Genomic DNA, 25,626 nt, shown 5'->3' on the forward strand with positions numbered 1-25,626 from the left:
GACATTTCGCTCATACGAATCCCTTATGTTCCCATTTTTCCGAAAACATAATAAAATAGTGATTGAAAGTCACAACATTCCCATTAAGGTTGGTGTCTATGATTTACGACAGTAGTAACAGTTGGATGCAAGCGTTCCTTGAGGCACATAGAGGCACCGTCACTCGGGCTTGGTTTCGAATGGTAGAGGAAGAGAACCAAGAACAGCCATATCTCAATACGGTTCTGGAAGAATATGCAGAACACTTCTACGAGCTGCTGATAGATCTGGAAGTACCTATTGAACAGCACCCCAACTACGAATGGATCTTCCGCATTTGTCGTTCTGTTGAGCGGAATCTCACGCCGCTTCACACCTTGTTGGAAATGTTTCACCTCTTGCGACTTTCGATCCTAGAATCTCTATGTCCGTACATATTCCAACGTCAAATCCCGCCGGAGCAGACCATGCCGGCAGTGTTTTCACTGCACAGGAGAATTGATACGATCCAGAAGGAGATCAGCAATACCTATTTGCAGCAGATCACGTTTCAATTGATGAAGCAGCGGGATGAGACGATCGGACAATTGCACAACGACAGGCTGAACCTATTGGGGAGAATGGCAGCCAGCATGGCGCATGAATTGAAGAATCCGCTGTTTGCGATTGAAGGCTTTCTGCAGCTGATAGAAGCAGAGCTGTCCTATGAAGAGCGAAATAAGGTAAAACGCTATCTCGATGTTGTACAGCGGGAATTTAAAGGTTTGTACGGTCAGATTACGGGATTTCTCAGTTTTTCCCGAAATCAGCAAATGGAAGAATCGATCATCTCTTGCCGATTGAGTGAGCTGGTGGAATCGGTTTTGGAACTGGTCCGTCCACGGCTGAACAGCGAGGGGGTGGAGATTGAGCTGGACCTGCAGTTGGATCCTCCGCTCCAGATCCAGCGAGTCGCCTTGCAGCAGGTCTTGTCCAATCTTTTGAACAACAGTCTGGATGCGCTTTCGGGCGGTTCCTATCCAAAGCTGATTCGAATTCGCAGCTATGAGGACGAGAACAGTTATTACATCGACATTACAGATTACGGAGCAGGTGTACCGGAACACCTCAAGGAATCAATCTTTACGCCGTTCGTGACGAGTAAAAGCAACGGCACAGGGCTGGGGCTGCCGATCTGCAAACAAATTATGGAGAAGAACGGGGGCAGTATCAGCTACACTTCTGACACTGGGGAGACGGTCTTTACGCTCCAGTTTTTCAAAGATAGTTCACCGCTTTATCAAGATGAGCACTGAAAGCTGAAAACGGTCTACGGGATCCTTGGCAAGAAAGCGGTGCCCTGTGCTGAGTGAGTCGAGTGGTTTTCCCGGAAATCTGCAAGGCGGCACAAGGAGGTATGTACCGTAAGTGCCGCCACTGACATGGAGCGAACAGGGACTTATTTGGCCAAAAAGGAAGTAAGCATCCAGCGGTGTTTTTCCAGGCTGCTGCGCATCCCGATCAGGATGTCGGCCGTGGCCTGGTCATTTTCGTTTTCGGAGTTTTGAATCCCCTGTTTCAGTTCGGAGATGATCGTCCCAAAGTCGTTGGCGATGTTTTGCACCATCTGTTGGGGCGTCTCATTTCCGGTTGCTTCTGTAATGGTTGCACGCTGCAAAAAATCCCTCATCGTGGCCAACGGTTTGCCGTTGATCGCCAGCAGGCGTTCCGCCAGTTCGTCCAGATAACCAGTGATCTCATCGTAAAACTCCTCAAACTTGGCGTGTAGTTCGTAAAAGTTCTCCCCTTTTACAAACCAGTGGTAGTTGTGCAGCTTGATGTACAGGACGCCGCAGTTGGCGATCTGTTTGTTCAGCACGTCAGTTAGCGTTTGTGTCGCGGTTGCTTGCATCTGTTACACCTCTCCTGTAAAAAGTCATCAGGCCTATTGTTTCCTTTGCCAGCGGATTTATGAATCATCTGCTTTGGATTTCAACTGATCCCAGTCTCCGCCAGCTCGCCTGGCCACAGAGGCAGTTCCATCCAGGGGGTCACGTCTTGTTCCAGTAAAAAAGATTGGTCTACCCAGGTTAATCGGGCGTCGGAACCAGATACGTCGATACATTCTTGCAGGAAGCGGCCCATGGTTAACCGGTGTTTCGGTCCTACGGCGTTAAAGAGACCGGTTTGGATGCTGCGAAATATGGAAAAACACGTTGATGGAGGAGGATCTGTTTGCGCAGCTACGATATCGTTGGCAAGTTGACGGGAGCAGGAGCCGTCTTGTTGATTGTGATGTGTGTGTTGCTTATCGGGCAGCTTGATTACGTGGACTCGCTAGGGAGGATCTTGTTCTCCGATCTAGAGGGGGCGATGAAGCTGGTGCTCTTCATCGGATCCATTGTTTATGTGTACGGGATCGGCTATTCCCTGCTCGTGGATGGTGCCGCCAAGCTGCTTCGTCTCGACAGCGCTGTTTGGAGGTGGGGATTGCACGCGATTGGCGGGTACTTGTTTTTCTTTCTGTTCATGCGGTTTGACATCTGGCTTGTGCTCAGCTTCGGAACGCTCGGAGCACTGATCGCCTCCATCTTTTTTGCGGCTGACCGGTTCATTCGCCGCAAGTTCTGGCGGCTTTTCTGTGCCTATGGGGCACCTGTTCTGCTGGGTCTGCTGCTGATCGCCAGTCCATACGTCCCCGCGACCAAAGTAGGGTGGGAGGAACAGCGAACCGACGGTCGTCTCGAAGCCTCATATCAGTTTTTCCACGGAAAAGAGCCGATTCCAATCCGCGCGGAACAAGGGCAAACGATCACGTTTTCGGTGGACGGGGAGTCAGGCTATCATGTCGTGGGGCCAGACGGGGAACTGGTCGCTATGGAGGAACGAGCCGCAAACGAGTTGGCCGTAGAGGTGCAGGAGAGCGGCACGTATACGCTCACGATAGTCGGCAACAAATCGGAGAACGGTCACATCACAGTGGTCTGGCAGGTACAGTGAGCGTAAAGAAGAGATTGTAAGACAACTACATTTCAAGTATTATCGAAATATAGATGCAGGAAGGGGGAGTATGAATTGAATGCCAATCCAAACCTGGCAGAAGTAGTTTCTCTGATGGCAGATGCTTCACGGGCAGCCATGTTGACCTGTTTACTGGACAAACGGTTTTACACGGCGAGCGAGTTAGCCTATGCGGCAGGTGTCACGCCCCAGACGGCCAGTTTTCATTTGGCCAAACTGGTTGAGGGGGGAATGGTGAAAGTGGAAAAGCATGGCCGCCACCGCTATTTTCAGCTCGCAGATGAAGAGGTGGCTTATCTGCTGGAATCGCTGCTTTCTCTCTCCCGACCTCCTGAGGTGAGATCGCTCAAACAGTCGATTCAGATGAGGGAGTTGAAACAGGCGCGAATGTGCTACGATCACCTGGCGGGGCTGCTAGGTGTACAGTTGACGGGGTCGCTGGTGCGACAGGGGTGGCTGGAGACGTTGGATGATGAACAGAACTTCCAGGTAACAGCCAGAGGAGAGACGTTTTTCGCTGAGTTTGGCCTCGATCTCAAGGAGCTAGGAAATCGGCGGCGCGCCTTCTCCCGCAAATGCCTCGACTGGAGTGAGCGTCAGCATCATCTGGCGGGTGCGTTGGGATCTGCTGTGGCCTCCAGACTGCTCCAACTTGGCTGGATCAAAAAACGCCCGTCAAGTCGGGCGATTGAGATCACGGCTGATGGCAGCAGAGGGTTGCAAGACGTGTTTGGGATCAGGCTGGAAGGGGAGCAGTGATTCAATCAAACCATCCTGCTCCGTCAAAGTACAGCGTGAGAGAGGGGAGCAGGCGGAGGATAGCTGTGGTTTAGTCCGCTTTTCCGGTGGCTATCCCGCCTGGCTGTTCGGGCGGCTGGATCGTTCTCGTCTCAGAGGTGGTCCGGGTCTTCAATTGTTCGGGTGAACCAGTAGCGTGCGTGCCCAGCTTTTCCAGTTCCTCTTTGGCGATGTCGGATGAGTAGTCTGACTTGGACATATGCGGATCACCTCCCTTGCGAACCATATTCATGCACCCTGCGGTGGTAGCTGATGCCCTGGGTTTGATCTGTTTCCTCTGCAAACAGAACAGTTCCATGATAGCTTGCACGGGGAACAACACGTTTATGCGGTCAGGATGGCGGCACACGGATTGGGATTGGACCATCTGTACAGAATCAGAATCAAGAACAGACCAGTGAAAGGAGGGCGCACTGTGTGGGATTTGCTTCTCTCGATGTTTGAACGGCTTTGCATCATCGTAACCGTGGCGTTCGTTGTGACGCGGTTTCACTTTTTTCGGCGAATCATGAACAAGGCAAAGGTTACCGCTTCGCAGCGGCTGGGTTTTGTGCTTGTGTTTGGCTTCTTTGGCATCATCGGTACGTACACAGGATTAATCTTTCATACCGATTCAACCAGCTTCTCCCGCTGGGCGCTCACCCTTGACCAACAAGAGGCGATCGCCAACTCGCGCGCCATCGGGGTGGTGATCGCCGGATTGCTTGGCGGCTGGAAACTAGGTCTGGGAGCAGGTCTGATCGCCGGTGTGCATCGTTATCTGATGGGAGGATATACGGCCCTGGCCTGCGGTTCGGCCACGGTTGTCGCCGGTGTGCTGGCTGGGTTGATTCACAGGCGGTATCATGTGACCTCGTCCCGTTCGTTTCTGGTTGCCTTTGTTGTCGGTTTTCTCGCGGAAGCGATCCAGATGGGGATTATTCTGCTGATTGCTCGCCCGTTTGAGGAAGCCTGGATTCTTGTGCAAAATATCGGGATTCCGATGATGCTGGCCAATGGCATCGGGACAGCCTTGTTTATCCTGATCATCCGCAATGTGGTTAGCGAAGAGGAGAAGATGGGAGCGATGCAGGCGCACAAGGCTCTGCGATTGGCTACGTTTACCCTGAGTCATTTGCGCAAGGGGCTGAGTGTCAGCTCAGCGCGTGTAACCTGTGAGGTTTTGTTGAAAGAGGTTGTGGCATCAGCAGTTGCGATCACTGACAAGGAACACGTTTTGGCACATGCTGGCTTGGCTTCCTCCCATCACCGTACCGGTCAGGCCATTAAGGCGGAGGCCGTCCATCGAGTTCTCTCCACCGGTGAGCTTCTCGTTACGGATGAAGCGGATGTCACCTGCGGTGAGCGATGGTGTCCGCTACAGGCAGCGATTATTGCGCCGCTAAAACAAAATCAGCAAACGATCGGGACGGTTCAGTTTTTCTTCCGTTCCCCCAAAGAGATCTCCCCGATGGTGGTGGAGATGGCCAGAGGATTGTCCGGTTTGCTCAGTCAGCAGCTGGAGATGGCTGAGATGGATCAAAAGGAACAATTGTTGAAGCAGGCGGAGATAAAAGCACTGCAGGCCCAGGTCAGCCCGCACTTTTTGTTTAATGCCCTCAATACGATTATTTCAATGATTCGCAGCGATCCGATGAAGGCGAGAAAGTTGCTTGTCTCCCTGTCCCACTTCTTCCGTCAAAACTTGGCCGGCACGACAGCAACCGTAACCACACTGGAGGAAGAATTAAAGCATGTAAAAGCATATCTGGCGATCGAAGAAGCTCGTTTTGCCGATAAGCTGCAGGTGGTGTACGAGGTAGCGGAAGAGGCGCTTGCCGCTCAAGTCCCCCCGATGTCCATGCAGCCGATCGTGGAAAATGCGGTAAAGCACGGATTGCGGCATCTGCCTAGGGGCAGCCGGCTGACGATCTCGATCAAGCGGGTGGCGTCAGGGGTACAGGTTGCGATCCGGGACAATGGTTCAGGGATGGATGAACAGACGCAGCAACAGCTGACTCGTCAGCAGCTTTCGTCTGCGGAAGGGACGGGCATCGGCATCTACAACGTGCACCGCCGCTTGATCATGGCATTCGGCGAACAGGCAGGACTCGCCTTTCAGAGCGAGGCGGGATGTGGAACGACCGTCTCGTTCACGGTCCCGTTTCAGACTAGCGAGAAGGAGGTGATGGTCCCGTGATTCGGGTTGTCATCATCGATGATGAATTGTACAGCCGTGACGAGTTGAAGCATCTGCTGCAGGAATACCGCGATATCCAAGTGGTGGGAGAAGCCGATACAGGGGTGCGTGGTCTGGAGATTGTGATGACAGAGGAGCCGGATGTGATATTCGTCGATATCGAGATGCCGGAGATGACCGGGGTGAGTATGGTAGAGGCGATCCAAAAGCTTAAAAAGGTACCGGTGATCGTCTTTGCCACCGCTTACCCCGATTACGCGGTCAAGGCGTTTCGCCTGCAGGCGCTCGACTATCTCTTGAAGCCGTTTGACGAGGAACAGGTCGCTGATACGGTGGATCGGATCCGCAGCGCTCTCGCTGCTGCCCGTCCTACTGCGACGCACGGGGAGCGGAAGCAAGAACCTTCCGTCGGGAAGCTGGCGGTAGAAGATGGTGACGGGATTGTCTACCTGGCTCCACAGGAGATCCTGTTTGTCGGATGCGAAAACAAAACCACCTATATCTATACCAAGGACCGGCAGTACACCTATCGAGGTACGCTGAAAGAGACAGAGCAAAAGCTGAGCGGCTATCCCTTTTGCCGAACCCACAAAAGCTACCTCGTCAATCTGGACGCGGTGGAACAACTGATTCCCTGGTTTCATGGGGCTTATACGATCAAGCTGGTCGGCTGCAGAGAAAAAATACCGGTCAGTCGCAACTATGTGAAAACACTGCGCGAGCGTCTTGAACTGTAACGCATGTCGTCGTCTGCAATCGACAGGATAGAGAGCGATTTGTACATGTTGTCGGGATTTGTCCCAAATATGCGCCTTTTCTTGTTAGTATGTAAGCGCATCCAAACAGAAAGGAGCAGTAGGCATGATTACCTTTATCGTCTCTATCATTCTGCTGATTCTCGGATATTTTACCTACGGAAAGTTCGTTGAAAAGGTGTTCGGTGTAAAAGAGGCACGGCCTACCCCGGCGTACCGCTACCAGGATGGAGTGGACTACGTACCGATGGGGACCGGTCGCAACTCGATGATCCAACTGCTGAACATTGCCGGTGTCGGTCCGATTTTCGGCCCGATTATGGGAGCTCTTTACGGACCGGTCGCTTTTTTGTGGATCGTGCTCGGCTGTATTTTTGCCGGCGCTGTCCACGATTATTTGACTGGTATGATCTCCATCCGCAATCGCGGCGCCCATTTGCCGGAATTGGCCGGCAAGTTCCTGGGCAAAGGCTTGAAACACGTGGTGAATGCCTTTGCCATTCTCTTGCTGGTGCTGGTTGGAACCGTTTTCGTAACCGCCCCGGCGGCGCTGATCCACAACATGACTTCCAGCTGGCTGACACTGCCTGTGATTATTGCGGCGATATTTGCCTATTACATTATCGCTACCTTGCTGCCAGTGGATAAAGTGATTGGACGCATCTACCCGTTCTTTGGCGCACTCCTGCTGATCAGTGCGGTCGGCATCGGCGCCGGGTTGGTGGTCACCGGAGCGCCAATCCCTGAAATAAGCTTGCAAAACATGCACCCTGACAATTTGCCCATCTTTCCGCTGTTGTTTTTGACGATCTCCTGCGGAGCGCTCTCTGGCTTCCATGCCACGCAGTCTCCGATCATTTCGCGGACGACGCAAAATGAAGGACAAGGGCGCAAGATCTTTTACGGGATGATGATCGCCGAAGGGATCATTGCGATGATCTGGGCTGCCGCTGCGATGAGCATGTTCGACGGCATGACGCTGAACGAATTGATTAAAAATGGCGGTCCTGCTGCTGTGGTAAGTGAAGTCTCCATGACCATGCTGGGCGCGATTGGCGGTACACTGGCCGTACTGGGTGTGATCGTACTGCCGATCACGTCTGGGGATACCGCTTTCCGCAGTGCCCGGATGATTATTGCCGACTACATTCGTGTCGCTCAGAAGAAAATCAGCAATCGCCTCTGGATCGCACTACCGCTGTTCGCCATCTCGGTGGCGCTGACGCAGATCGACTTTAATCTCTTGTGGCGCTACTTTTCCTGGGCCAACCAGTCGACGGCCGTGATCGCGCTCTGGGTGGGAGCGATGTATCTGATCCTGGCCAAAAAGAATTACTGGATTGCGCTGGTACCGGCGCTGTTCATGACAGTAGTCTGCCTTACCTATATCGCGAACGCCCAGATCGGTTTTGGTCTCTCCATGGGTGTCTCTTACGCGATTGGTGCAGTTGGAACAATCGTGATTGCTGTCGCGTTCTTCCTGGCTGCCCGCAAGCGCCTGGCTGCTTCCCAATCCATCTCGCTGGATGATGATGTAGATCAGGCAGCATAAACGAGGAGGCTGCTTCTCATCGATCACGATCGATAGAGGCAGCCTCTGTTTTGATCTGCGAGAGTTATGTCCTCCGCTCCCCCCAGCGAACCAATCCATCAGCGAGGATCAGTGTGGCCGAAAAGGAGGTTCCATCTTTATCGACAAACCCGTCGATCCATCCCGTCTTTCCTTCTCTCAGCAATTGTCTCAACTGCTCCATCGATAGATCTTTTTCCCGGATTTGTTTTGGGATGTAGAACCGACATTTCGGATAGCCGGTGCAGCTGATCATCGTTTGTCCCTCAACCATTTCTCCCCTGCGGCATCGTGGACAGATACCGATGCCGTTCCTTTTGGTTTTGTCTGCGGTGGCCGACACCTCCCGCTGGGTGCGGTCCGATTCAGCCTGGGGGTTCGCTTTCCGCTCGACAGATGCTTTCGTTTTTGCAGCTTTCCTCATGCCGTCTGCCGCTGTTGAGCGCGGTTTGCGGTCTGTCGGTGGGCCAGACCGCCTTTCTCCGGGAAAGGTTAGGGACAGCTCACCTGTATCCCTGTTCAGCTCCAGTTTGGCCTTGTAGGATTTCCCTTGGCGGCTCTTGAAGCGGAGCAGACCGGTCCGTCCCTTTTCCAAAAGGTCGCGTATCTCTTTTTCCGACAGGGGGCGGCCAAAGGCAAATGTTTTTAGCAGGAACGCACAGTCTCGGTTAGTACAGTGATACCCTTTGCCGCTTTTGACGATCTTGCCGCCGCAGCGGGTGGGGCAGTCCAGATCGCTTTGAGACGTTTGGCTGGGGGCAGCTTGCTGGGCTTGTACTTTTTGCACCAGCACCGAGGCAAACGTTTTGACCTGCCCCATAAACGGTTCGGCAGAGGCACTGCCGATCGAGATCTGATGCAGCCGCTGCTCCCACTGACCGGTTAGCTCCGGTGAACTGAGCACGCCGATCCCGGCGTCTTCCACCATGTCGATCAGCGATCTTCCCTTGGTGGTAACAACCAGTTTCTTCCCTTTTCGCTCAATATAGCCCACTTCCCGCAGCCGTTCGATGATCGCAGAGCGTGTCGCCGGAGTGCCGATCCCGCAGTCTTTCATCGCTTCCCGCATCTCTTCATCTTCGACGAACTTGCCTGCTGTTTCCATATCTTTGAGCAGCGTATCCTCGTCGTACCATTTCGGCGGTGTCGTCATCTTGTCTTTCACCTGCGCCTGCTCACATCGGACCGCACCGTTAGGATCGATCGCAAATGAGGGGGCAAGCTGCGGTGCATCCTCCTCGCTGTCGTTCTGTTTGCCCTTGCCCTGTTTCTCTTCCCCGTAGATCGTTTTCCAGCCAAGCTGAAGCGCTACTTTCACATGGGTTTTAAACGTCTCCTGCTCTACTTCTGTCAGCAGGGTGTGGTGCCGATAGTGGGCTGGTGGGTAAAAATGGGCGAGAAAACGCTTGACGATCATGCTGTATATTTTTTCGATGTCTCCTGTCAGACTTTGCGGAATCTGTTCGGTAGGCATGATCGCGTGATGGTCGCCAACCTTCTCCGGCCTGCAAACATTCCGGTTCTTGCTGTGAACGAGCGACTTGTCCGCCCCCCTGGCCAATTCGCCGTATCGACTGCTACCAAGCTGATCGCATACGTTGTGCATAAAGGGAATGTTTGTCTCTTCCACATAAGCAGAGGAGGTACGGGGATAGGTAATCGCTTTATACCGCTCGTACAGCTTCTGTGCCAGATCGAGTGTTTTTTGGGCTGAAAACCCATAGCGCCTGTTTGCTTCCCGCTGCAGCGTGGTCAAATCGTATAACTTAGGCGGCAGTTCGCGCGCTGTTTTTTCATCGTAGGAAACAATCGCAGCCGGTTTTCCCTGCACTCTGTCGGCAATCGCTGCGGCTTTCTCTTTACTTGTGATGCGCTCTCCCTGCCACACGCCGCGATACGACTGATCACCTTGACGGAACCACGCTTCCACCAAATAGTATGGTTCCGGGGTGAATTGCTCGATGATCTCCTGTCGTTTTTTGAGCATGGCCAGCACCGGGGTCTGCACACGTCCGACAGAAAACAATTCTCCGTGTTTGATCGTAAATGCGCGTGACCCGTTCATCCCGATCAGCCAGTCGGCCTCACTGCGTGCTTTTGCTGCCGCCAACAAGTTATGGTAGGCGGCCCCATCTTTTGCATTCTGAAAAGCCTCCCGGATCGCGGTCGGGGTGAGAGAGGAGGTCCACAGCCGTTTTACCGGTTTATCTATCTTCAATAGCTGGCAAATGTAGCCGAAGATTAATTCTCCCTCACGTCCGGCATCCGCTGCATTGACGATCAGGTCGCACTTTTTGGCCAAATCCCCAATTATCCGCAGCTGTTTCTTCGTTTTCGGGTAGGCAACCAGGCGGAACGTCCGTGGAATGATCGGCAGGTGCTCCATTTTCCACTTTTTATACTTTTCATCGTACATCTCCGGGGCAGCTAGTTGGACCAGATGGCCGATCGCCCAAGTGACAAGGATCTGGCCGCCATCGATGTAACCGTCTTTTAAAGTGGTTTTGCCAAGAAGAGCTTGGGCGATGTCTTTTGCCGCCGATGGTTTTTCTGCTACAATCAGTGTCCTCATCTCTTCCCCCTGTTTTCGGGACATTCTCGTACCGCGTTCTCTTATCTACTTCTATCATAGCGGATCATAGAGCCAAACGGTTAGTGATGATATTTGTTACGAGAATCCGGCAGCAAAGAACGGTTATGCTGCGGGAAAATCCCTCCACTCGATGATGGTGGAAAATCTGAGGAATTCCTTGGCTGCAAGTAGGTTAATACCGTTTCACTTTGACCGCTTCGACATAAGGTATACAGACAAATACACCAAAGGGAGCGATCATATGGCGAAAAAAAATAACGTCCGCCCAGTTTCCTACCCAAGCGAGTTCGACAGCTGGCTGAAAGCGCAAAATGTAAAGAAAAAAGAGCGGAGAAATCCGGAGGCTCTCCAGCGTTATTATCAGGAATGGGCCAAGATGCACGCACGGAAACCGAAAAAGCGTTCCTTGTTCAAACTGCCGGCGTTGGACCTGGATCAAATCGCCAGTCATGCCCGCAAAGTATCGGAACTGGTGGAAACGATCCAAGGCGTAAAAAATATGATGAATCAGCCGAAAACCCATGATGATTAGGAGATGCAAGGGACAGCAGTAGCGTCTGCTGTCCCTTGTCATTTCCTTCGCTCGTCTTCATCAGATATTTACTGCAGGTTGATCGCTGCTTAACATGGGTATCAGATAATGAAACGTACACCTATGATGAGGAGAGTGAATACGCAGATATGCCAAAAACCTCTGTACTGTCTGCCCTTTGTTTTTTGCTTGTGGCAAGTTTCTGTCTGCCGGTCATGGCACAGGAGCAGGATATCTTTACGGATATCGCGGCTTCCCCATACAGACAGGCCATTATCGATTTATACCAACGAGAGATCATCCAGCCATCAGCGGACGGAAGGTTTTATCCAGACCGTCAGTTGAGCAGGGCGGAAGCGGCCGTGCTGCTGGTAAAGGGCTTCCATCTGCCGCGGATTACGCCGATTGAGGCGACAGATCCCAACCTGCAAAAGTCGTATCGCTACACCGACCCGCTCGGGGTGATCGACGAGTCTTTTTCGATTCCGTCGGCAAAAGATATCGCCAATCACTGGGGTGTTTCGTACATGGAGGGCTTGATTAAAGTCCGGGCCGATCAGGTAGAAGGAGATACATATGGGCCGAATCGTCCGGTCACCAAGGCAAAGTGGGTGGAGATGATCGGCAAAGTCATTTTCGGTGTCGATCAACCGATGGATCATGCTGCAAAGCTGGTGGAGATGGGACTTGTGTCCGAAGAAGCGGCTGTTTCGCAGGAGCCGATCTCCAGAGCGGAAGCTGCGGGTATCCTTCACCGTATTCTCCGTGATCCTGACTTTCAGATCGTGACGATCTTTGCCACGGCAGACATCCACTCCCACCTGCAACCGTATAAACCGAGCGGGATGGAACGGGAGATCGGCGGCCTGGCCAAAATGAGCCAGATCATCAAGGAGACACGCAGGAGCCAACCCAATCTGCTGCTGGTAGACGCTGGAGACGCTCCTTACAACACCAATATCGGCAACCTGTTTGAAGGAGCCTCCACGATTGATGTGATGAATCAGATGGGATACGATGCGATGGTCTTGGGCAATCACGATTTTGATTTCCCCTTCCAGGTGCTCCAGCGCAATGCGGAGAACGCAGCCTTCCCCTTTCTCTCGGCCAATACCTTGTATCAGGGGGAGCGTCCCGAATTCCTCCACTCTTCGATTGTGCGCGAGGTGGGCGGAGTAAAGGTAGGCGTGATTGGCGTGACGGATGACCAGAGCATCTACTATACGCATCCGAAAAACGTGGCGGGAATCAGCTTCAACGACCACTTCCAGGCGGCGCAGGCAGAGGTAGAGAAACGGAAAGATGAGGTGGATATTGTCCTGGCGCTTGCTCATCTGCATGGGGATAACCCGGTCCTGCCGGAAAGAGTAGACGGCTTCGACATCGTCATCGGAGGCGGGCAGGATGTAGTGGAGTACCCGCAGATGATCAATGGGGCGTGGTTGATCTCCCCCGGCAAGCATGCAGAGGTGTTAAATCAGATCAACATCCAACTGTACCAGGGTGATAGGATCGGCATGAACTTCGCCCATATTTTTATGACCGACAATTTGCCGGAAGATCCGCAGGTCGCCCAGATCGTGGCTGAGTATGAATCGAAAATGGGCGAAAAGATGAAACAGGTAGTCGGTGAGACCAACGTCGTCCTGGATGGAGAGAGGCAAACGGTACGTTTGAAAGAGTCCAACCTGGGCAATGCAATCGCCGATAGTCTGCGGGAATTGACGGGTGCCGATATTGCGCTGCAAAATGGCGGTGGAATCAGGGCCAGCATCAACCAAGGGGAGATCACGATGGAGGAGATCTATGCAACTCTTCCCTTTGACAATACTGTCGTGATGGTGGAAGCGAGCGGCCAGACCGTCTGGGATGCCCTGGAACACAGTGTGGCCAGCTATCCGGCAGCTGCAGGCGGCTTCCTGCAAGTATCCGGTCTCAGCTACACGTTTGATGCTTCCAAAGAGCCAGGTCAGCGTCTGGTCGAGGTGCTGGTGGACGGAAGTCCGATCGACAAGCAGAAGTTGTACAAAGTAGTGGCCAACGATTTTCTCACCGGTGGCGGCGACAAGTTTACCATGCTCAAGGATGAGACCAAACTGCTGGTAAAGACCAAGCATTATTTGCGCGATGCTTTTGTGGAGTATTTGCAGAAGCATCAACTGATCGCACCGGAGTTGGAGGGGAGAATCACCATCCAGAATCCGGAGAAGGCGACAACGGAGTAAGTGGACGAGGCGCACAGAAGCTGTGCGCCTCTCATTATTTTAAAGAGAGGGAATCAGAATCCCGTATCGAATAGTATCAGTCATGCAAAAAGATAGTAAAGAGGCGTGACACAATGTGAAGAACAGAAGGTACTACCGCATCATCATCGAAGTAGTGGCTATTCTATTTGGCAGTTTATTAATTGCCGTTGGGGCCAATACCTTGCTGATACCGGCCGACTTGCTCTCTGGCGGAGTCATCGGGATCTGCATGATTTTGTTCCATTTTTTCGACTGGTCAGTGGGAGTACAGTATTTCATCTACAATATCCCCCTGCTGATCTTGGGCTACATCCACTTGGGCAGAAAGTTTGTCATCTATTCCGTCCTGGCTGTCGTGTTCGATGCCTTGTTCCTGCAGTTGATCCCGATTCGTCTGATGTGGACGGACAATATTATCTTAAACTCGATTTTTGGCGGTGCGATTTCCTTTGCCGGTGGAGCGATCATGCTTCGCGCAGGGGGATCAAATGGCGGATTGGATATTTTGGCACGGGTGATTGCCAAACATAAAAATATCTCCATTGCCAAGTTTGGTCTGATGATTAACCTGGTGATTGTCACGATTTCCGCTGTCATTTTTGACATTCAGGCGGCCATGTTTACGATCATTGCGTTGTATGTAGGCTCGAAAACCTACGAAGCGCTGCTCAATATCGCGGAAAGAAGCTCAGTGATCATCATTACGGATAAAGGAACAGAGGTATCCGCAGCGCTTAATCAAGCCTTTCATCGCGGAGTTACCTCTTGGGATGCCTTGGGAGCTTACTCACACACAGAGAAACAGGTGATCTTGTGCATTATTGTAAACATACAATGGTCGGAACTGTGCCAGACGGTTCAAAACATAGACCCGCATGCATTTATTTCTGCGATGCCGGCGCATAAAATCATCGGTAATTTTAAGAATACGTGGTAAGATGGGGGTAAGGCAAATAGGCTGCCATACGGCTTTAGTATTCTTGGCCGTTCATGCCATCCTCAAAGGAAGTGAGTTATCATGGCGAGCACACATGTCTTCTCCAAACGAGAAGAGATTGCCAATTCGATCACACATGGGATCGGGGCCCTGCTCAGCATCCCTGCCTTGATCCTTCTCATTGTCTTTTCTGTCCGCTTCGGCAGCGCCTGGCATGTTGTGAGCTTCACGTTGTTCGGCGTGACGATGCTGCTGCTCTATTTTTCCTCCACCTTCGTTCACGCCCTTCCCCAAGGAAAAGCGAAAGATCTCTTTGAGATATTGGACCATTCCTCCATCTACTTTTTCATCTCCGGTACCTATACACCGTTCTTGTTTCTCGCAGTAAAAGGTTGGTTGGGCTGGACGCTGTTTGGGATCGTTTGGGGGATTGCCGTTGTTGGGACCGTTTTTAAGTGCTTCTTTGTGAAAAGGTTTCTGTTCCTATCAACCTTCCTGTATCTGGTGATGGGATGGCTGATCGTCTTTGCCTGGAATCAGTTGGTTGCAAGCATCGATTCGACCAGCCTAGTGCTGCTGGTGACAGGCGGTCTGCTCTATACCGTGGGGACAGTGTTCTATGTTTGGCGAGGCTTCACATACCATCACGCGATCTGGCATGTATTGGTTTTGGGTGGTTCCACTGCTCACTTTTTTTCGATCATGTCGCTGCTTCCGTAAGCAAGAGGACCTCAGGAAAGCAGTCCAAACCGTTTCAACTGATCCCACAAGCGTTCCTTCTGCAGGATCTCCTTCTGCTTCGGACCGATCAGGTCAAAGTGGGGAAATGGCGGGCGATGGTGAATGTGGTCGGGATCGAGACCGTTGGCGACACACCATTCAGACAAGAGCTGGAGGTTGCTGCATCCCACTTTGGTGACTGTTTTGATCTGGGGAAAACGAGGATCTAGCCAATAGTGGGTCAAAAAGGCAATCTCCCCTCTGCTGACTGCTTCTTTCCACTCTTGCAGTTCCTCTCTTGTGATTCCGAAGGCCATCTCCGCGTCACCCCCATCTGTTTTGTCCCCGTTGATTGCTCTCACTCATTATAGCAATACCCGCCGGTTTACGCTTTCCTAAAAAAGAGTTGCGTGTTTCATCTGATTACCTCAGGGACATTCTTCTTTGTTCGACGGGGGGGGGGTAGTAGGAGAAACCCGGGTATTTTACCACAGGCCACTCTTCCTTCCGGAGAGCGTTGATCAGTTCCGGACCTACCCGCAGGTTCTCCTGTACCAGCTCATGAGGTGTCAGCGCCATCCACTGATTCAGCGATATGTCTGCATAGCGGTCCGTTCTGAAGATTTCAAAAAACCAGAGCGATTGATCGTCGGTGTTCTGAATATAGTGTCCGTAGACGCTCGGCACATAACCGACATCACCGGCTCGCAAATCGAAGGTTCTTGCCTGGCCATTGGCTGCGAACCTCCCTCAAGTCCTTGAATGGAGTGCGGGATTCCTGCCGGAAAGAACCACAAATCCCCCTTGCCGACATCGGCGATAAAGTTTCGTCCATTTTGATCAACTGCAGTGACTCGCGCTCGTCCCCAAATCATGTAAGCCCATTCTGATTGCTTATGCCAATGCAGTTCACGCACACCGCCTGGCGTCAGAGCCATGTTAACTCCCGCAAGCGAGGTTGCGATCGGCAGTTCCCTCACCGTCACTTGCCGAGACCATCCGCCGTGATTTAACGTCATGTAGGTATCCGAGAAAGAAAACTTTAGGTGGGGAATTGTTCCGGCATCCGTGGGAGGTGGAACCAGCATGTCAGGGTTCTCAAGGTCTCTCATCACATCCCGAGGGCCAAGATCCACAAAGCCGGCACCATCTCTCCTAATTGGCTGCGGTATATAGCCGGCGGCATTTTTGCGAGGGTTGTTTTCCATGCGTGTGTTCCTCCTTGATTGACGATATGTTTTCCGTAGGCACTGATTTTAGAAGCCCAGATTTACGGTATGAAGGGAGCAAGAAATAGGTGTTTATTTCCTGAGTGGCAACCCAACTGCGGGAGGTTGTTTCTGCGGTATAAGCCAGCACAAATACTCAAAAATTGCCCATTAAACTACAAAAAGGCGGATGCCATAGTACAAAGCACCCCCTGCATTAATAACATGGTGTTGTAACTCAAATCCTTTTGAAGGAGGTTCTGCAGTGGGTCTCTTTAACGGCGATTTCGACGATTTTGTGTTGGCGTTGGTTCTGTTTATCCTCCTGGTAATCGTGGGTGTGTCTGAAGATTAATGCATTGCAGCAAAAAGGTAAAAGGCGTTTGAGGACCTGCCCGTGCAGGTTTTCAAACGCCTTTTCCTTTTGCTGGTTTGCTGGTTATGTTCCGGGTGGCACGGCTGACGAGCGACTGCCCATCAAGGTGTTGATTTTCTGCGCAAATTGTTCGACGGTCAACTTGTTTAAGGAAGGGTAACCAGAACCCTCAAGGGCGACAGTGCGGCCGTCAATGATGGGATAGAGGCCCTGCCAAATCCCTACTAGTGAATAGTACTCCGTTCCCCGCACCTGCTGCAGGAAACAGATATAATCTCCCTCAGCCAAGGGACCGGAGTACTTCGTATTGAGTGGATTGGTTGGATCGGGGAGCGGCTCCACTCCTGTGGTCAGCAGTTGGAGGATCTGTGGAGAGGTTCCTTTCAGCACCCGCTTCACCTGGATTCTCTGAACATAGTTGACCAACCTGAAATCACCGATCCGCCGTTCTGTGGGATAGGTGTCGTGAGCCACATCCGGCCAGCCGACGACGATCAGACTGGACCGATTGACCAACTCTTGCACACTTCGCGTCAGTGTCTGGTCGATCTGCAGTTTGGCAATGTCGACTCGCGCGGCGGCAGGAAGAGTGACGACAAACATGTTCACCAGCAAAAGGGAAGCAACTACTCGAAGTAACGGCATTATTCACACCCCCAAGTACAGGAATCGACATTAGTATGCCTATGACGGATACAGGTATGTAAACCAAGATGAAAGAAGAGGGAAACAAGGGCAGCATGTCTCATCGATATGGTTGATGCATCAAGGGACGGATACTTGCCACACTAAGGAAAAAGTGGTCAAGGAGGACATCATGGTCTTTGCCATCTCAATTGCAATCGTTTTGGTTTTGGTTGTCTGGGGAGTGATAGACCCGACCGGCCTGACGGAATCGGCCAACAATCTGCTGCAGATTATGATTCAGAAGTTTGGCTGGTTTTATCTGCTGGCCGCCTTTTCTTTTTTGCTCTTCTCGCTCTTTTTGGCGTTCGGGAAGTACGCAAAAATTCGATTGGGCCCCGACGACGAGGAACCGGAGTACACCAACATTACCTGGTTTGCTATGCTGTTCAGCGCCGGGATGGGGATTGGTCTTGTCTTTTGGGGCGTAGCCGAACCATTGTATCACTATTTGAGTCCACCGCCTGTGGGAGTGGAGGGAGAGACCGCTGAGTCCGCCCGCCTGGCGATGCGCTATTCGTTTTTTCACTGGGGACTTCACCCGTGGGGAATCTACACTGTGATCGCGCTGGCATTGGCTTATTTTCAGTTTCGCAAAGGGTATAAAGGTTTGATCAGTCATACCTTTTTTCCCTTATTGGGTGAGCGGGTACATGGTCCATTGGGAAAAACAATCGACATACTGGCGACGTTCGCTACAGCGTTTGGGGTTGCCACTTCGCTTGGACTAGGCACCTTGCAAGTGAACGGAGGTCTTTCGCACATCCTGGGCATCCCCAACACAACCTTTGTCCAACTGATGATTATCCTGGTGCTGACGATCCTCTACATGATCTCGGCAACAACAGGATTGGACAGGGGGATCAAGATGTTGAGCAACACCAATCTGATCGTTGCCCTGCTGCTGATGGTGTTTGTCTTGTTCGTCGGCCCCACCTCCTTTATTTTTGATACCTTTACCGCCACGTTGGGCGGGTATATGCAAAACCTGGTTCAGATGAGCTTGCGAATGACACCGTTTGTCGACAGCCAATGGATGAGTTCCTGGACGTTGTTTTACTGGGCCTGGTGGATTGCCTGGGCGCCGTTTGTCGGTATGTTTATCGCCCGCGTATCGAAGGGGCGGACGATCCGTGAGTTTGTTCTTGGCGTATTGATCGTGCCGACCTTGTTCAGCTTTTTCTGGTTCTCCGTCTTTGGCGGCACCGCGCTGAAGTTCGAGTTTATCGATCAGGCGGGAATTGGTGCTGTAGTGCAAGAGGATGTGACGACGGCGTTATTTGTCACCTTGGAACAGCTGCCGTTGGGGACAATCCTCTCCGTACTGGCCACGCTGTTGATTATCACGTTTTTTATCACCTCGGCGGACTCCGCTACGTTTGTACTGGGGATGCTTTCATCAAAAGGAAGGTTGGACCCGAGCAACAAAATCAAAATCACCTGGGGTTTTCTGCAATCCTCGATTGCCGCCGTCCTGCTGGTCAGCGGGGGATTGAAGGGGCTGCAGACGGCGTCGATTGTCGCAGCACTGCCTTTTGCGGTGATTATGCTGCTGATGTGCGTCTCGATACTGAAGGCCCTGGAGGCGGAGGTGAAGCAAAAGCAGAGAAGGGAGCGAGAGCGTCAGAAGCATCTGGACGCTCTGCTCGATGCGGAAAAGCAAACCTGATCATGGAAGTGCCGCCTATAGGAAATGGTCTTCGTCTTCCTTTCTTCTCTTTGTCTGGAAACCGGCTGATCCTTTGAATAACAGGTAAAAGGCAGCGATAAAGGTGAGAATGGACAGCGTTAGATAAAACCAGTTCATGTTATCTCCTTTCTCCTCTGTTAGGGCAAGGTCTGTTTTAGATGTTGAACCAGCGCTTGGCTGGCCTTGGACAGATACGATCCTTTGCGGTAAGCGACGGCCAGTTCGATCGTTAGCGCCGGTTTGAGCGGAACGCAGCGGATGAGCGGTTCCCTCTCTACCGCCATCCGCAGCAGCAGACTGATGCCCAGGTTGCGCGTGATTAGTTGTTTCACGATCTCCAACTGGTTAGAGGTATAAATCACGTTTGGCTGAAAGTTGGCTTTGCGGCACTCCTCTAAAATGTATCGGCGTTGAAAGAATCCCTCCTTCAACAGGATAAACGATTCTTCGCGAAGGTCGGGGACAGTCAGGTTCGATTGCCGAGCAAGAGGGTGTTCGTTAGACAGACAGACGGCAAAATCGGCCCTCGTCAGCGGTATTAGTTCCATTTTTTCCGGTTCTTGCAGTGCATCAGGGATCACAATCCCCAAATCAATCTCCTGCTGGATCAATTTCTGCTCTACCGAGAGCGCCCCTTCCTCAAAGGCGGAGAAACGGATCCCAGGATAACGTGAGAGGAAACCGGCCAGCAGATCGGGAAACAGGGAGGTGCCGACCATAGGCGGCAGACCGATGCGGATTTCCCCTCTGGTCAGGCCTTTCAGCTCGGCGATTTCCCGCAGCGCATCCTCCACGCAGCCGACGATTCGTTCCGCATGCCGCAGGAGCACCTCTCCTTCTGCCGTCAGAGATACCTTATGTTCTTTCCGTTGCAGGAGCGGAAGGCCCAGTTCTTCTTCTAGTCGGGCAATTGATTTGCTCAGCGTAGGCTGTGTGAGGTGGAGCCTGGTCGCGGCTTTTGTGAAGCTGCGCTCTTTGGCTACTTCCAAAAAATAGAGCAGTTGGCGGATCTCCACAGAGTATCATTCCTTTTATGAATTCACTTCATAAACTTAATTCATTTTAATTATAGCTTATCTGCGTGGTACACTGAAAGCGCCATTAACGGCGATGAGATGCACGCAGAGAGGTGTTTGCTTTGATCCAGTCGGGAACTTCCCAGTTCTGGCGGGCCTCTTTGGCCCTTGCCATCGGTTCTTTTTTGGTTTTTGCCAATCTTTACATGACGCAGCCGTTGCTTCCTGTATTTGTCGCGATTTATGGGGTATCTGAAACCGTTTCCAGTCTATCGATCTCACTGGTTATCCTGACGTTAAGTCTGTCTCTGCTCATCTTTGCCGCCTTGTCCGATGCTTACGGCAGGAAACCGGTTATGGTATGTTCGATGGTTGGCGTGACGCTTGCCACCTGGCTGCTGATATGGGTCCCTTCCTTTCCCTTGCTGCTGGTTGTTCGGGCGCTGCAAGGGATTTTTTTGGCTGGGCTGCCGGCAGTGGCGATTGCCTATATTGCCGATGAGTTCGATCCGTCGGTGCTGTCATCCGCAGTTGGCATCTACATCAGTGGGAATACGGTTGGCGGTATGGTTGGCCGGGCTGTCTCCGGCTTCGCCGCAGACTGGGGCGGTTACAAGACGTCTTTCGCTGTGATGGGGTGCACCAGTCTGCTCTGTCTGGTGCTATTTCTGGTTCTTCTACCGGAGCCTAAACGTTTTCAGCGGCGTCCGTTTCACTGGCGGAAATCGTTGAAGGAGATGCAGCGACATCTTGTCAATCCCACTTTGCTTCCGGCTTTTTTTGCGGGAGGGTTGCATTTTTTTCTATTTGTAGGCTTATATAATGATGTAACATTTTTACTTAGCTCGCCGCCGTATTACCTAACACCGACCTGGCTTGGTTTCTTGTTTCTCACCTATCTTGCCGGGACAGTCAGTTCGACGATTGCCGGCTGGACCCAGCGGTGGTGGAGATTATCGACTGGTGTTTCGATGGGGATTGCCTTCATAGCCGTAGGACTAATCATCACCTTGGAGCGTTCGATTGGGGCTATTGTCTGTGGCTTGTTGGCCGTTAGTTTCGGTTTTTTCTTTGCTCATTCGCTCACCAGTTCCTATGTAAGCAAACAGGCTCCATTTGCCAAGGCCGGTGCCTCTTCCATCTACCTGGTCGCGTATTATCTAGGGGGAAGTCTCGGCAGTACGCTGCTTGGTCTGGTTTATTTCATCTGGCAGTGGAATGGTGTGGTCTGTGTGAGCCTGCTGGTGCTCCTGCTCACGTTTGCCTGCAGTCAGGTGATGCGTCGGCATGAAGGGCGGCACCATACCCCTGGGACCAACCGGGTACAATAGTGGAAGAAACGAAAAGCTGTGATGCGCTCTGCCGCCAGCGTTTCCAAACAATAGCGGGGACGAATCGATTTTGTGACAAAACCTGGAGGATGTTAGAATGCAATCTTTGTTATGGGGAAGTGTTTTGTCCGCTTTGTCAACAGGGGTGGGGGCGTTGCCCATCCTCTTTTTCAGGCAGGTGACGCATCGCTGGCGTGATATCCTGCTCGCGTTTACGGCTGGCATCATGATGGCGGCTGCCACCTTTAGTTTGATGCCGCAGGCGCTGGCGGGCGCCGATATGATGGTCCTCTGTCTGGGTGTTGTGACGGGGACACTGGTGCTGACCGTGCTGGAGTTGATCGTACCGCATATCGATCTGGAACATTCGCGGATGAACATCAGGGTGGATGAGAAATCTCTGCTAATCCTGGCTGCGATCACGCTTCACAACCTGCCGGAGGGACTTTCGGTCGGAGTAAGCTACTCCAGCCAGGATCAGCAACTAGGCGGACTGATTGCCTTTGCTATCGGCCTGCAAAACGCTCCGGAAGGTTTCCTGGTGGCGTTATTTTTGATCAACCAGCAGGTAAGCAGATGGAAGGCATTTCTGCTCGCCACGCTGACCGGATCGGTAGAGATCGTCGCTGCACTGATCGGGTACTCATTAACCAGTCTGGTCGAAGGACTGGTTCCTTATGGACTCTCTTTTGCCGCAGGTGCGATGCTGTTCATCGTCTACAAGGAGTTGATTCCGGAAAGTCACGGCGACGGTCATGAACGAGCCGCCACCTTTTCCTTTATCATCGGTCTGTTGGTGATGGTTGGACTGATCCAATGGTTTGGTTGAAGAACCAAGCCGATCCCGGCGTGATATCGGACAAAATGTACTTATGTTTTCCGCTCTCTTTACCGAAACCATTAATAGAGGATTCGTCGCATTGATCATCACGCAGTAGGGAGTGTCAAGATGGAGAAATCAACATACATAGGTATAGTGTTAGGACTGTTGGCAGTCGGGGTCGGAATGGTGTTGAAAGGGGCCAGCCTGCTCAACATATTTAACGGCGCGGCTTTTATGATCATCTTTGTCGGGACCGCGGCCTCTCTATTTATCGGCTTTCCTACCTCTGAGCTGAAAAGGTTCCCCACCTTGTTAAAGATTGTCTTTACGGAACAGAAACTGATCGCCAAACGAAAACTGATTGACGAGTTCATGAACTGGGCCGCCGTTGCCCGTCGCGAGGGCTTGCTGGCCTTGGAAAATACATCGGAAGAGATCGAAGATCCGTTCCTGCGCAACGGGATGAAGATGATCATCGACGGAGGCGAACCGGAATTCGTTCGCGACGTGTTGAATGAGGAGATCTCGGCGATTGAAGAGCGGCACGCCGCCGGTGCCTCGATTTTTACGCAGGCGGGTACATATGCTCCTACACTGGGGGTTCTCGGGGCGGTTATCGGGTTGATCGCCGCACTCGGCAACCTGTCTGACATTGACAAGCTGGGTCACTCGATTGCAGCGGCATTTATGGCGACGATGTTCGGGATCTTTTCCGGTTACGTCTTGTGGCACCCGATGGCCAACAAGTTGAAGCGCAAATCGAAGCAGGAGATTGAGATCAAGAAAATCATGGTGGAGGGACTGCTGTCCATACAAGCGGGTGTCTCTCCGGCGGCTATTGAGCAAAAATTGCTGGTGTATATCCCGTCCAGCGAACGTACCGCGAAAAATGAGGTGAATCGAGAAGAAGGTGTTGGTGTCGATGGCTAGGAGAAAAAAGAAGCACCAGCACGAGGAGCACATTGACGAAACCTGGTTGATCCCCTACGCCGATTTGCTCACCCTCTTGCTCGCTTTGTTTATTGTGCTGTTCGCCTCCAGCAAACTGGATGCGCAGAAGTTCGATCAGTTGGTTCAGTCACTCAAAGTGGCTTTCAATGGAGGGACGGGATTCTTCCAAAGTCCCAATCCAATGCCAGCGCCGCCCAACGCACCAGTGCCTACGGTTGAGATGAAGCATGTGCAGACCAAAGAGGAACAGGAGCAGGAGCGGAAGTTCCAGCAGGAAACGCGTGAATTGCAGAAATTGAAAGAACAACTGGACAACTACATTGAGCAGAACGGGCTGAAGGACAAGCTGGAAACCAAAATCACGGATCTAGGATTGCTGATCACGATTCTCGACAATGCCCTGTTTGATTCCGGAAGTGCGGTGGTCCGTCCGGAAGCGCGCCATCTGGCGGCGGAGATCTCCAAGCTGTTGGAGCCGCAGCCGCGTGAAGTGACCGTTGCCGGGCACACGGACAATGTGCCGATCAACACCCGCGAGTTTCCCTCCAACTGGGAACTCAGTTCCAAGCGGGCTCTCAACTTCATGAAAATCCTGCTGGAAAATGAAAAGCTGGACCCACGAAAGTTCAGTGCCACCGGTTACGGTGAATACCGTCCGATTGCATCCAATGATACCGCAGAGGGGCGGGCTCAGAACAGACGGGTGGAAGTATCCATTCTGCGTAATTTTCCAAAATAGTGGAATACATGGAAAGACAACAGGCCGGAGACGGTCTGTTTCTTTTTTACTAGTTGAAAGCGTTTGCATCTGCTGATACACTTAACTTTGCAAATATAACAACTTTTAGAAAGGAGAGTTGTTCCGTGTTTCGAGCTTTGACCAACGCTTCTGTGCGCATGGTGCAGCGCTACCTGCCGGATCCGTTCTTATTTGCTGTTATTCTGACTTTTGTCGTTTTTGTGGCCGGCATGCTGGTAAACGGAAAAAGTGCGCTCGAGATGGTGACATTCTGGGGTGACGGATTTTGGAGCCTGCTCACGTTTGCGATGCAGATGGTCCTGATCCTGGTGACGGGTCATACATTGGCCAGCACCCGTTTTTTCAAAAGGGGCATGCGCTTTATTGCCGGATTGGCCCATTCACCTGGCCAGGCGATCATGCTGACCGCGTTTGTCTCCTGTTTGGCTGCCATGATCAACTGGGGATTCGGGCTGGTTATCGGTGCCTTGCTGGCTAAGGAAGTGGCCCGCCAGGTAGACAAGGTAGACTATCGCTTGCTGATTGCCAGTGCTTACAGTGGTTTTATCGTCTGGCATGGCGGTCTCTCTGGCTCCGTACCGCTGACGATTGCGACAGAGAACCACTCCTTGCAGGATGTGATCGGGATCATCCCGACTACGGAGACGCTGTTCTCGCCGCTTAACATCACGCTGATCGTCGCCATGTTGATTGCGATTCCACTCATGAATCGACTGATGATGCCGTCTGAAAAAGACACGATCGTGTTTCGAGGAGCGGCCTTGGCAGAGGAGGAGCAGGCCGCTACTGTGGCTGTTGATACCCCTGCTGATCGTTTAGAGAACAGCTTCCTTATCTCATTTCTCGTGTTTTTGCTTGGTCTCGCTTTTATCGTCTGGTACTTCTGGGAGAATGGCTTTAAACTAAACCTTGATATCGTCAATCTGATCTTCCTGTTCCTGGGGATCTTGCTGCACGGTACCCCGCGTCGTTTTCTTGATGCGATGGGAGAAGCAATCAAGGGGGCTAGCGGCATTGTCGTTCAGTTTCCTTTCTATGCCGGTATCATCGGCATGATGACGGCTTCTGGGCTGGCTGCCACTGTATCCGGCTGGTTTATCGATGTGTCCAACGCTGCCACTCTGCCGCTGTTCGCTTTCTTGAGCGCCGGTCTGGTCAACGTGTTCGTGCCGTCAGGCGGTGGGCAATGGGCGGTACAGGCGCCGATCATGATGCCGGCTGCAGCGGAGTTGGGTGTTCCGTATTCGGAAGTAGCGATGGCGATCGCGTGGGGTGATGCCTGGACCAACCTGATCCAACCTTTCTGGGCGCTGCCTGCACTGGCTATCGCTGGATTGGGCGCACGCGATATCATGGGCTACTGCCTGATGATGCTGTTGGTGACAGGAGCGATCCTGAGCCTTGGATTCTTGATTTTCTAATGCAACGGATCAAACACCAAAAACCGGTCTGCTTCACGATGAAGCGGAACCGGTTTT

At 52.2% G+C, this 25,626-nt stretch carries 24 protein-coding genes and 1 pseudogene; 17 read left to right on the plus strand and 8 right to left on the minus strand.

The genetic code is table 11. From position 1 onward, the window contains the following. Nucleotides 1–125 precede the first annotated feature (125 nt). On the plus strand, nt 126–1,274 hold the full coding sequence (locus LOK74_RS00935) for a sensor histidine kinase (protein WP_230044666.1): 1,149 nt from the start codon (nt 126–128) through the stop codon (nt 1,272–1,274). 143 nt (nt 1,275–1,417) lie between these two features. Here the strand turns inward: LOK74_RS00935 and LOK74_RS00940 are convergent, their stop codons facing one another. Further along, nucleotides 1,418–1,870 carry a Dps family protein gene (locus tag LOK74_RS00940; protein WP_230044667.1) on the minus strand — a complete coding sequence of 151 codons (453 nt, stop codon included), beginning with the start codon at nt 1,868–1,870 and terminating at the stop codon, nt 1,418–1,420. A 323-nt stretch (nt 1,871–2,193) separates the two neighbouring features. On the opposite strand from LOK74_RS00940, the gene LOK74_RS00945 reads away from it, so the two are divergent. Both LOK74_RS00945 and LOK74_RS00950 read left to right on the plus strand, forming a co-directional pair. Then, nucleotides 2,194–2,958: a hypothetical protein gene (locus tag LOK74_RS00945; RefSeq protein ID WP_230044668.1), complete on the plus strand. Its 765-nt coding sequence runs from the start codon at nt 2,194–2,196 to the stop codon at nt 2,956–2,958. Nucleotides 2,959–3,033: 75 nt separating this feature from the next. After that, nucleotides 3,034–3,738 carry an ArsR/SmtB family transcription factor gene (locus LOK74_RS00950; RefSeq protein WP_230044669.1) on the plus strand — a complete coding sequence of 235 codons (705 nt, stop codon included), beginning with the start codon at nt 3,034–3,036 and terminating at the stop codon, nt 3,736–3,738. 70 nt (nt 3,739–3,808) lie between these two features. Here the strand turns inward: LOK74_RS00950 and LOK74_RS00955 are convergent, their stop codons facing one another. After that, the gene (locus tag LOK74_RS00955) at nt 3,809–4,003 is read right to left on the minus strand and encodes a hypothetical protein (protein ID WP_230044670.1); all 195 of its coding nucleotides are present in this window, start codon (nt 4,001–4,003) and stop codon (nt 3,809–3,811) included. Between the two features lie 189 nt (nt 4,004–4,192). On the opposite strand from LOK74_RS00955, the gene LOK74_RS00960 reads away from it, so the two are divergent. The 3 genes from LOK74_RS00960 (at nt 4,193) to LOK74_RS00970 (ending at nt 8,263) form a co-directional block, all read left to right on the plus strand. Then, nucleotides 4,193–5,956: a sensor histidine kinase gene (locus LOK74_RS00960; protein WP_230044671.1), complete on the plus strand. Its 1,764-nt coding sequence runs from the start codon at nt 4,193–4,195 to the stop codon at nt 5,954–5,956. Then, complete coding sequence (locus tag LOK74_RS00965) at nt 5,953–6,693, plus strand: LytR/AlgR family response regulator transcription factor (RefSeq protein ID WP_230044672.1); 741 nt, start codon at nt 5,953–5,955, stop codon at nt 6,691–6,693. The genes LOK74_RS00960 and LOK74_RS00965 overlap by 4 nt, the downstream gene beginning before the upstream one ends. Before the next feature lie 124 nt (nt 6,694–6,817). Further along, nucleotides 6,818–8,263 carry a carbon starvation CstA family protein gene (locus LOK74_RS00970; protein WP_230044673.1) on the plus strand — a complete coding sequence of 482 codons (1,446 nt, stop codon included), beginning with the start codon at nt 6,818–6,820 and terminating at the stop codon, nt 8,261–8,263. 64 nt (nt 8,264–8,327) lie between these two features. On the opposite strand, the gene LOK74_RS00980 is transcribed toward LOK74_RS00970, so the two are convergent. Further along, a complete protein-coding gene (locus tag LOK74_RS00980; RefSeq protein ID WP_338148634.1) occupies nt 8,328–10,853 on the minus strand; it encodes a DNA topoisomerase 3 in 2,526 nt (841 codons plus the stop codon). 262 nt (nt 10,854–11,115) lie between these two features. Here LOK74_RS00980 and LOK74_RS00985 point away from each other — a divergent pair, with 262 nt between their 5' ends. From LOK74_RS00985 to trhA, 4 genes are all read left to right on the plus strand, one after another. Further along, a complete protein-coding gene (locus tag LOK74_RS00985; protein WP_230044675.1) occupies nt 11,116–11,406 on the plus strand; it encodes a hypothetical protein in 291 nt (96 codons plus the stop codon). A 149-nt stretch (nt 11,407–11,555) separates the two neighbouring features. After that, on the plus strand, nt 11,556–13,631 hold the full coding sequence (locus LOK74_RS00990) for a 5'-nucleotidase C-terminal domain-containing protein (RefSeq protein ID WP_230044676.1): 2,076 nt from the start codon (nt 11,556–11,558) through the stop codon (nt 13,629–13,631). Between the two features lie 115 nt (nt 13,632–13,746). Continuing rightward, entirely contained in the window at nt 13,747–14,589 is an 843-nt protein-coding gene (locus LOK74_RS00995) for a YitT family protein (protein WP_230044677.1), read from the plus strand. 81 nt (nt 14,590–14,670) lie between these two features. Beyond that, on the plus strand, nt 14,671–15,309 hold the full coding sequence (gene trhA / locus LOK74_RS01000; protein ID WP_230044678.1) for a PAQR family membrane homeostasis protein TrhA: 639 nt from the start codon (nt 14,671–14,673) through the stop codon (nt 15,307–15,309). 11 nt (nt 15,310–15,320) lie between these two features. Here trhA and LOK74_RS01005 read toward each other — a convergent pair whose 3' ends face one another. Together LOK74_RS01005 and LOK74_RS01010 are read right to left on the minus strand one after the other, a co-directional pair. After that, on the minus strand, nt 15,321–15,626 hold the full coding sequence (locus LOK74_RS01005) for a hypothetical protein (protein ID WP_230044679.1): 306 nt from the start codon (nt 15,624–15,626) through the stop codon (nt 15,321–15,323). Between the two features lie 106 nt (nt 15,627–15,732). Beyond that, a pseudogene (locus LOK74_RS01010) lies at nt 15,733–16,517 on the minus strand (cupin domain-containing protein). A gap of 265 nt (nt 16,518–16,782) precedes the next feature. On the opposite strand from LOK74_RS01010, the gene LOK74_RS01015 reads away from it, so the two are divergent. Then, nucleotides 16,783–16,872, plus strand: a complete 90-nt coding sequence (locus LOK74_RS01015; protein WP_230044680.1) for a YjcZ family sporulation protein — start codon at nt 16,783–16,785, stop codon at nt 16,870–16,872. 84 nt (nt 16,873–16,956) lie between these two features. On the opposite strand, the gene LOK74_RS01020 is transcribed toward LOK74_RS01015, so the two are convergent. Then, complete coding sequence (locus tag LOK74_RS01020; protein ID WP_230044681.1) at nt 16,957–17,538, minus strand: hypothetical protein; 582 nt, start codon at nt 17,536–17,538, stop codon at nt 16,957–16,959. Nucleotides 17,539–17,710: 172 nt separating this feature from the next. On the opposite strand from LOK74_RS01020, the gene LOK74_RS01025 reads away from it, so the two are divergent. Next, entirely contained in the window at nt 17,711–19,246 is a 1,536-nt protein-coding gene (locus LOK74_RS01025) for a glycine betaine uptake BCCT transporter (RefSeq protein ID WP_230044683.1), read from the plus strand. Between the two features lie 15 nt (nt 19,247–19,261). Here the strand turns inward: LOK74_RS01025 and LOK74_RS24010 are convergent, their stop codons facing one another. Continuing rightward, on the minus strand, nt 19,262–19,384 hold the full coding sequence (locus LOK74_RS24010) for a hypothetical protein (protein ID WP_255679486.1): 123 nt from the start codon (nt 19,382–19,384) through the stop codon (nt 19,262–19,264). A 20-nt stretch (nt 19,385–19,404) separates the two neighbouring features. After that, on the minus strand, nt 19,405–20,283 hold the full coding sequence (locus LOK74_RS01030; protein ID WP_230044684.1) for a LysR family transcriptional regulator: 879 nt from the start codon (nt 20,281–20,283) through the stop codon (nt 19,405–19,407). A 122-nt stretch (nt 20,284–20,405) separates the two neighbouring features. Between LOK74_RS01030 and LOK74_RS01035 the strand changes: the two genes are divergently transcribed. From LOK74_RS01035 to LOK74_RS01055, 5 genes are all read left to right on the plus strand, one after another. Continuing rightward, nucleotides 20,406–21,614 (plus strand): MFS transporter, encoded by a 1,209-nt coding sequence (locus LOK74_RS01035; RefSeq protein WP_230044685.1) that lies wholly within the window; start codon nt 20,406–20,408, stop codon nt 21,612–21,614. A gap of 97 nt (nt 21,615–21,711) precedes the next feature. Then, a complete protein-coding gene (locus LOK74_RS01040; protein WP_230044686.1) occupies nt 21,712–22,443 on the plus strand; it encodes a ZIP family metal transporter in 732 nt (243 codons plus the stop codon). A gap of 120 nt (nt 22,444–22,563) precedes the next feature. Then, nucleotides 22,564–23,367: a flagellar motor stator protein MotA gene (motA, locus tag LOK74_RS01045; RefSeq protein ID WP_230044687.1), complete on the plus strand. Its 804-nt coding sequence runs from the start codon at nt 22,564–22,566 to the stop codon at nt 23,365–23,367. Further along, nucleotides 23,360–24,127 (plus strand): flagellar motor protein MotB, encoded by a 768-nt coding sequence (motB, locus tag LOK74_RS01050; protein WP_230044688.1) that lies wholly within the window; start codon nt 23,360–23,362, stop codon nt 24,125–24,127. Before motA ends, motB begins: the two co-directional genes overlap by 8 nt. Before the next feature lie 125 nt (nt 24,128–24,252). Next, entirely contained in the window at nt 24,253–25,569 is a 1,317-nt protein-coding gene (locus LOK74_RS01055; protein ID WP_230044689.1) for a short-chain fatty acid transporter, read from the plus strand. The last annotated feature ends 57 nt before the right edge of the window (nt 25,570–25,626 follow it).

The sequence above is a fragment of the Brevibacillus humidisoli genome, from assembly GCF_020923435.1.
Lineage (GTDB): Bacteria > Bacillota > Bacilli > Brevibacillales > Brevibacillaceae > Brevibacillus_E > Brevibacillus_E humidisoli.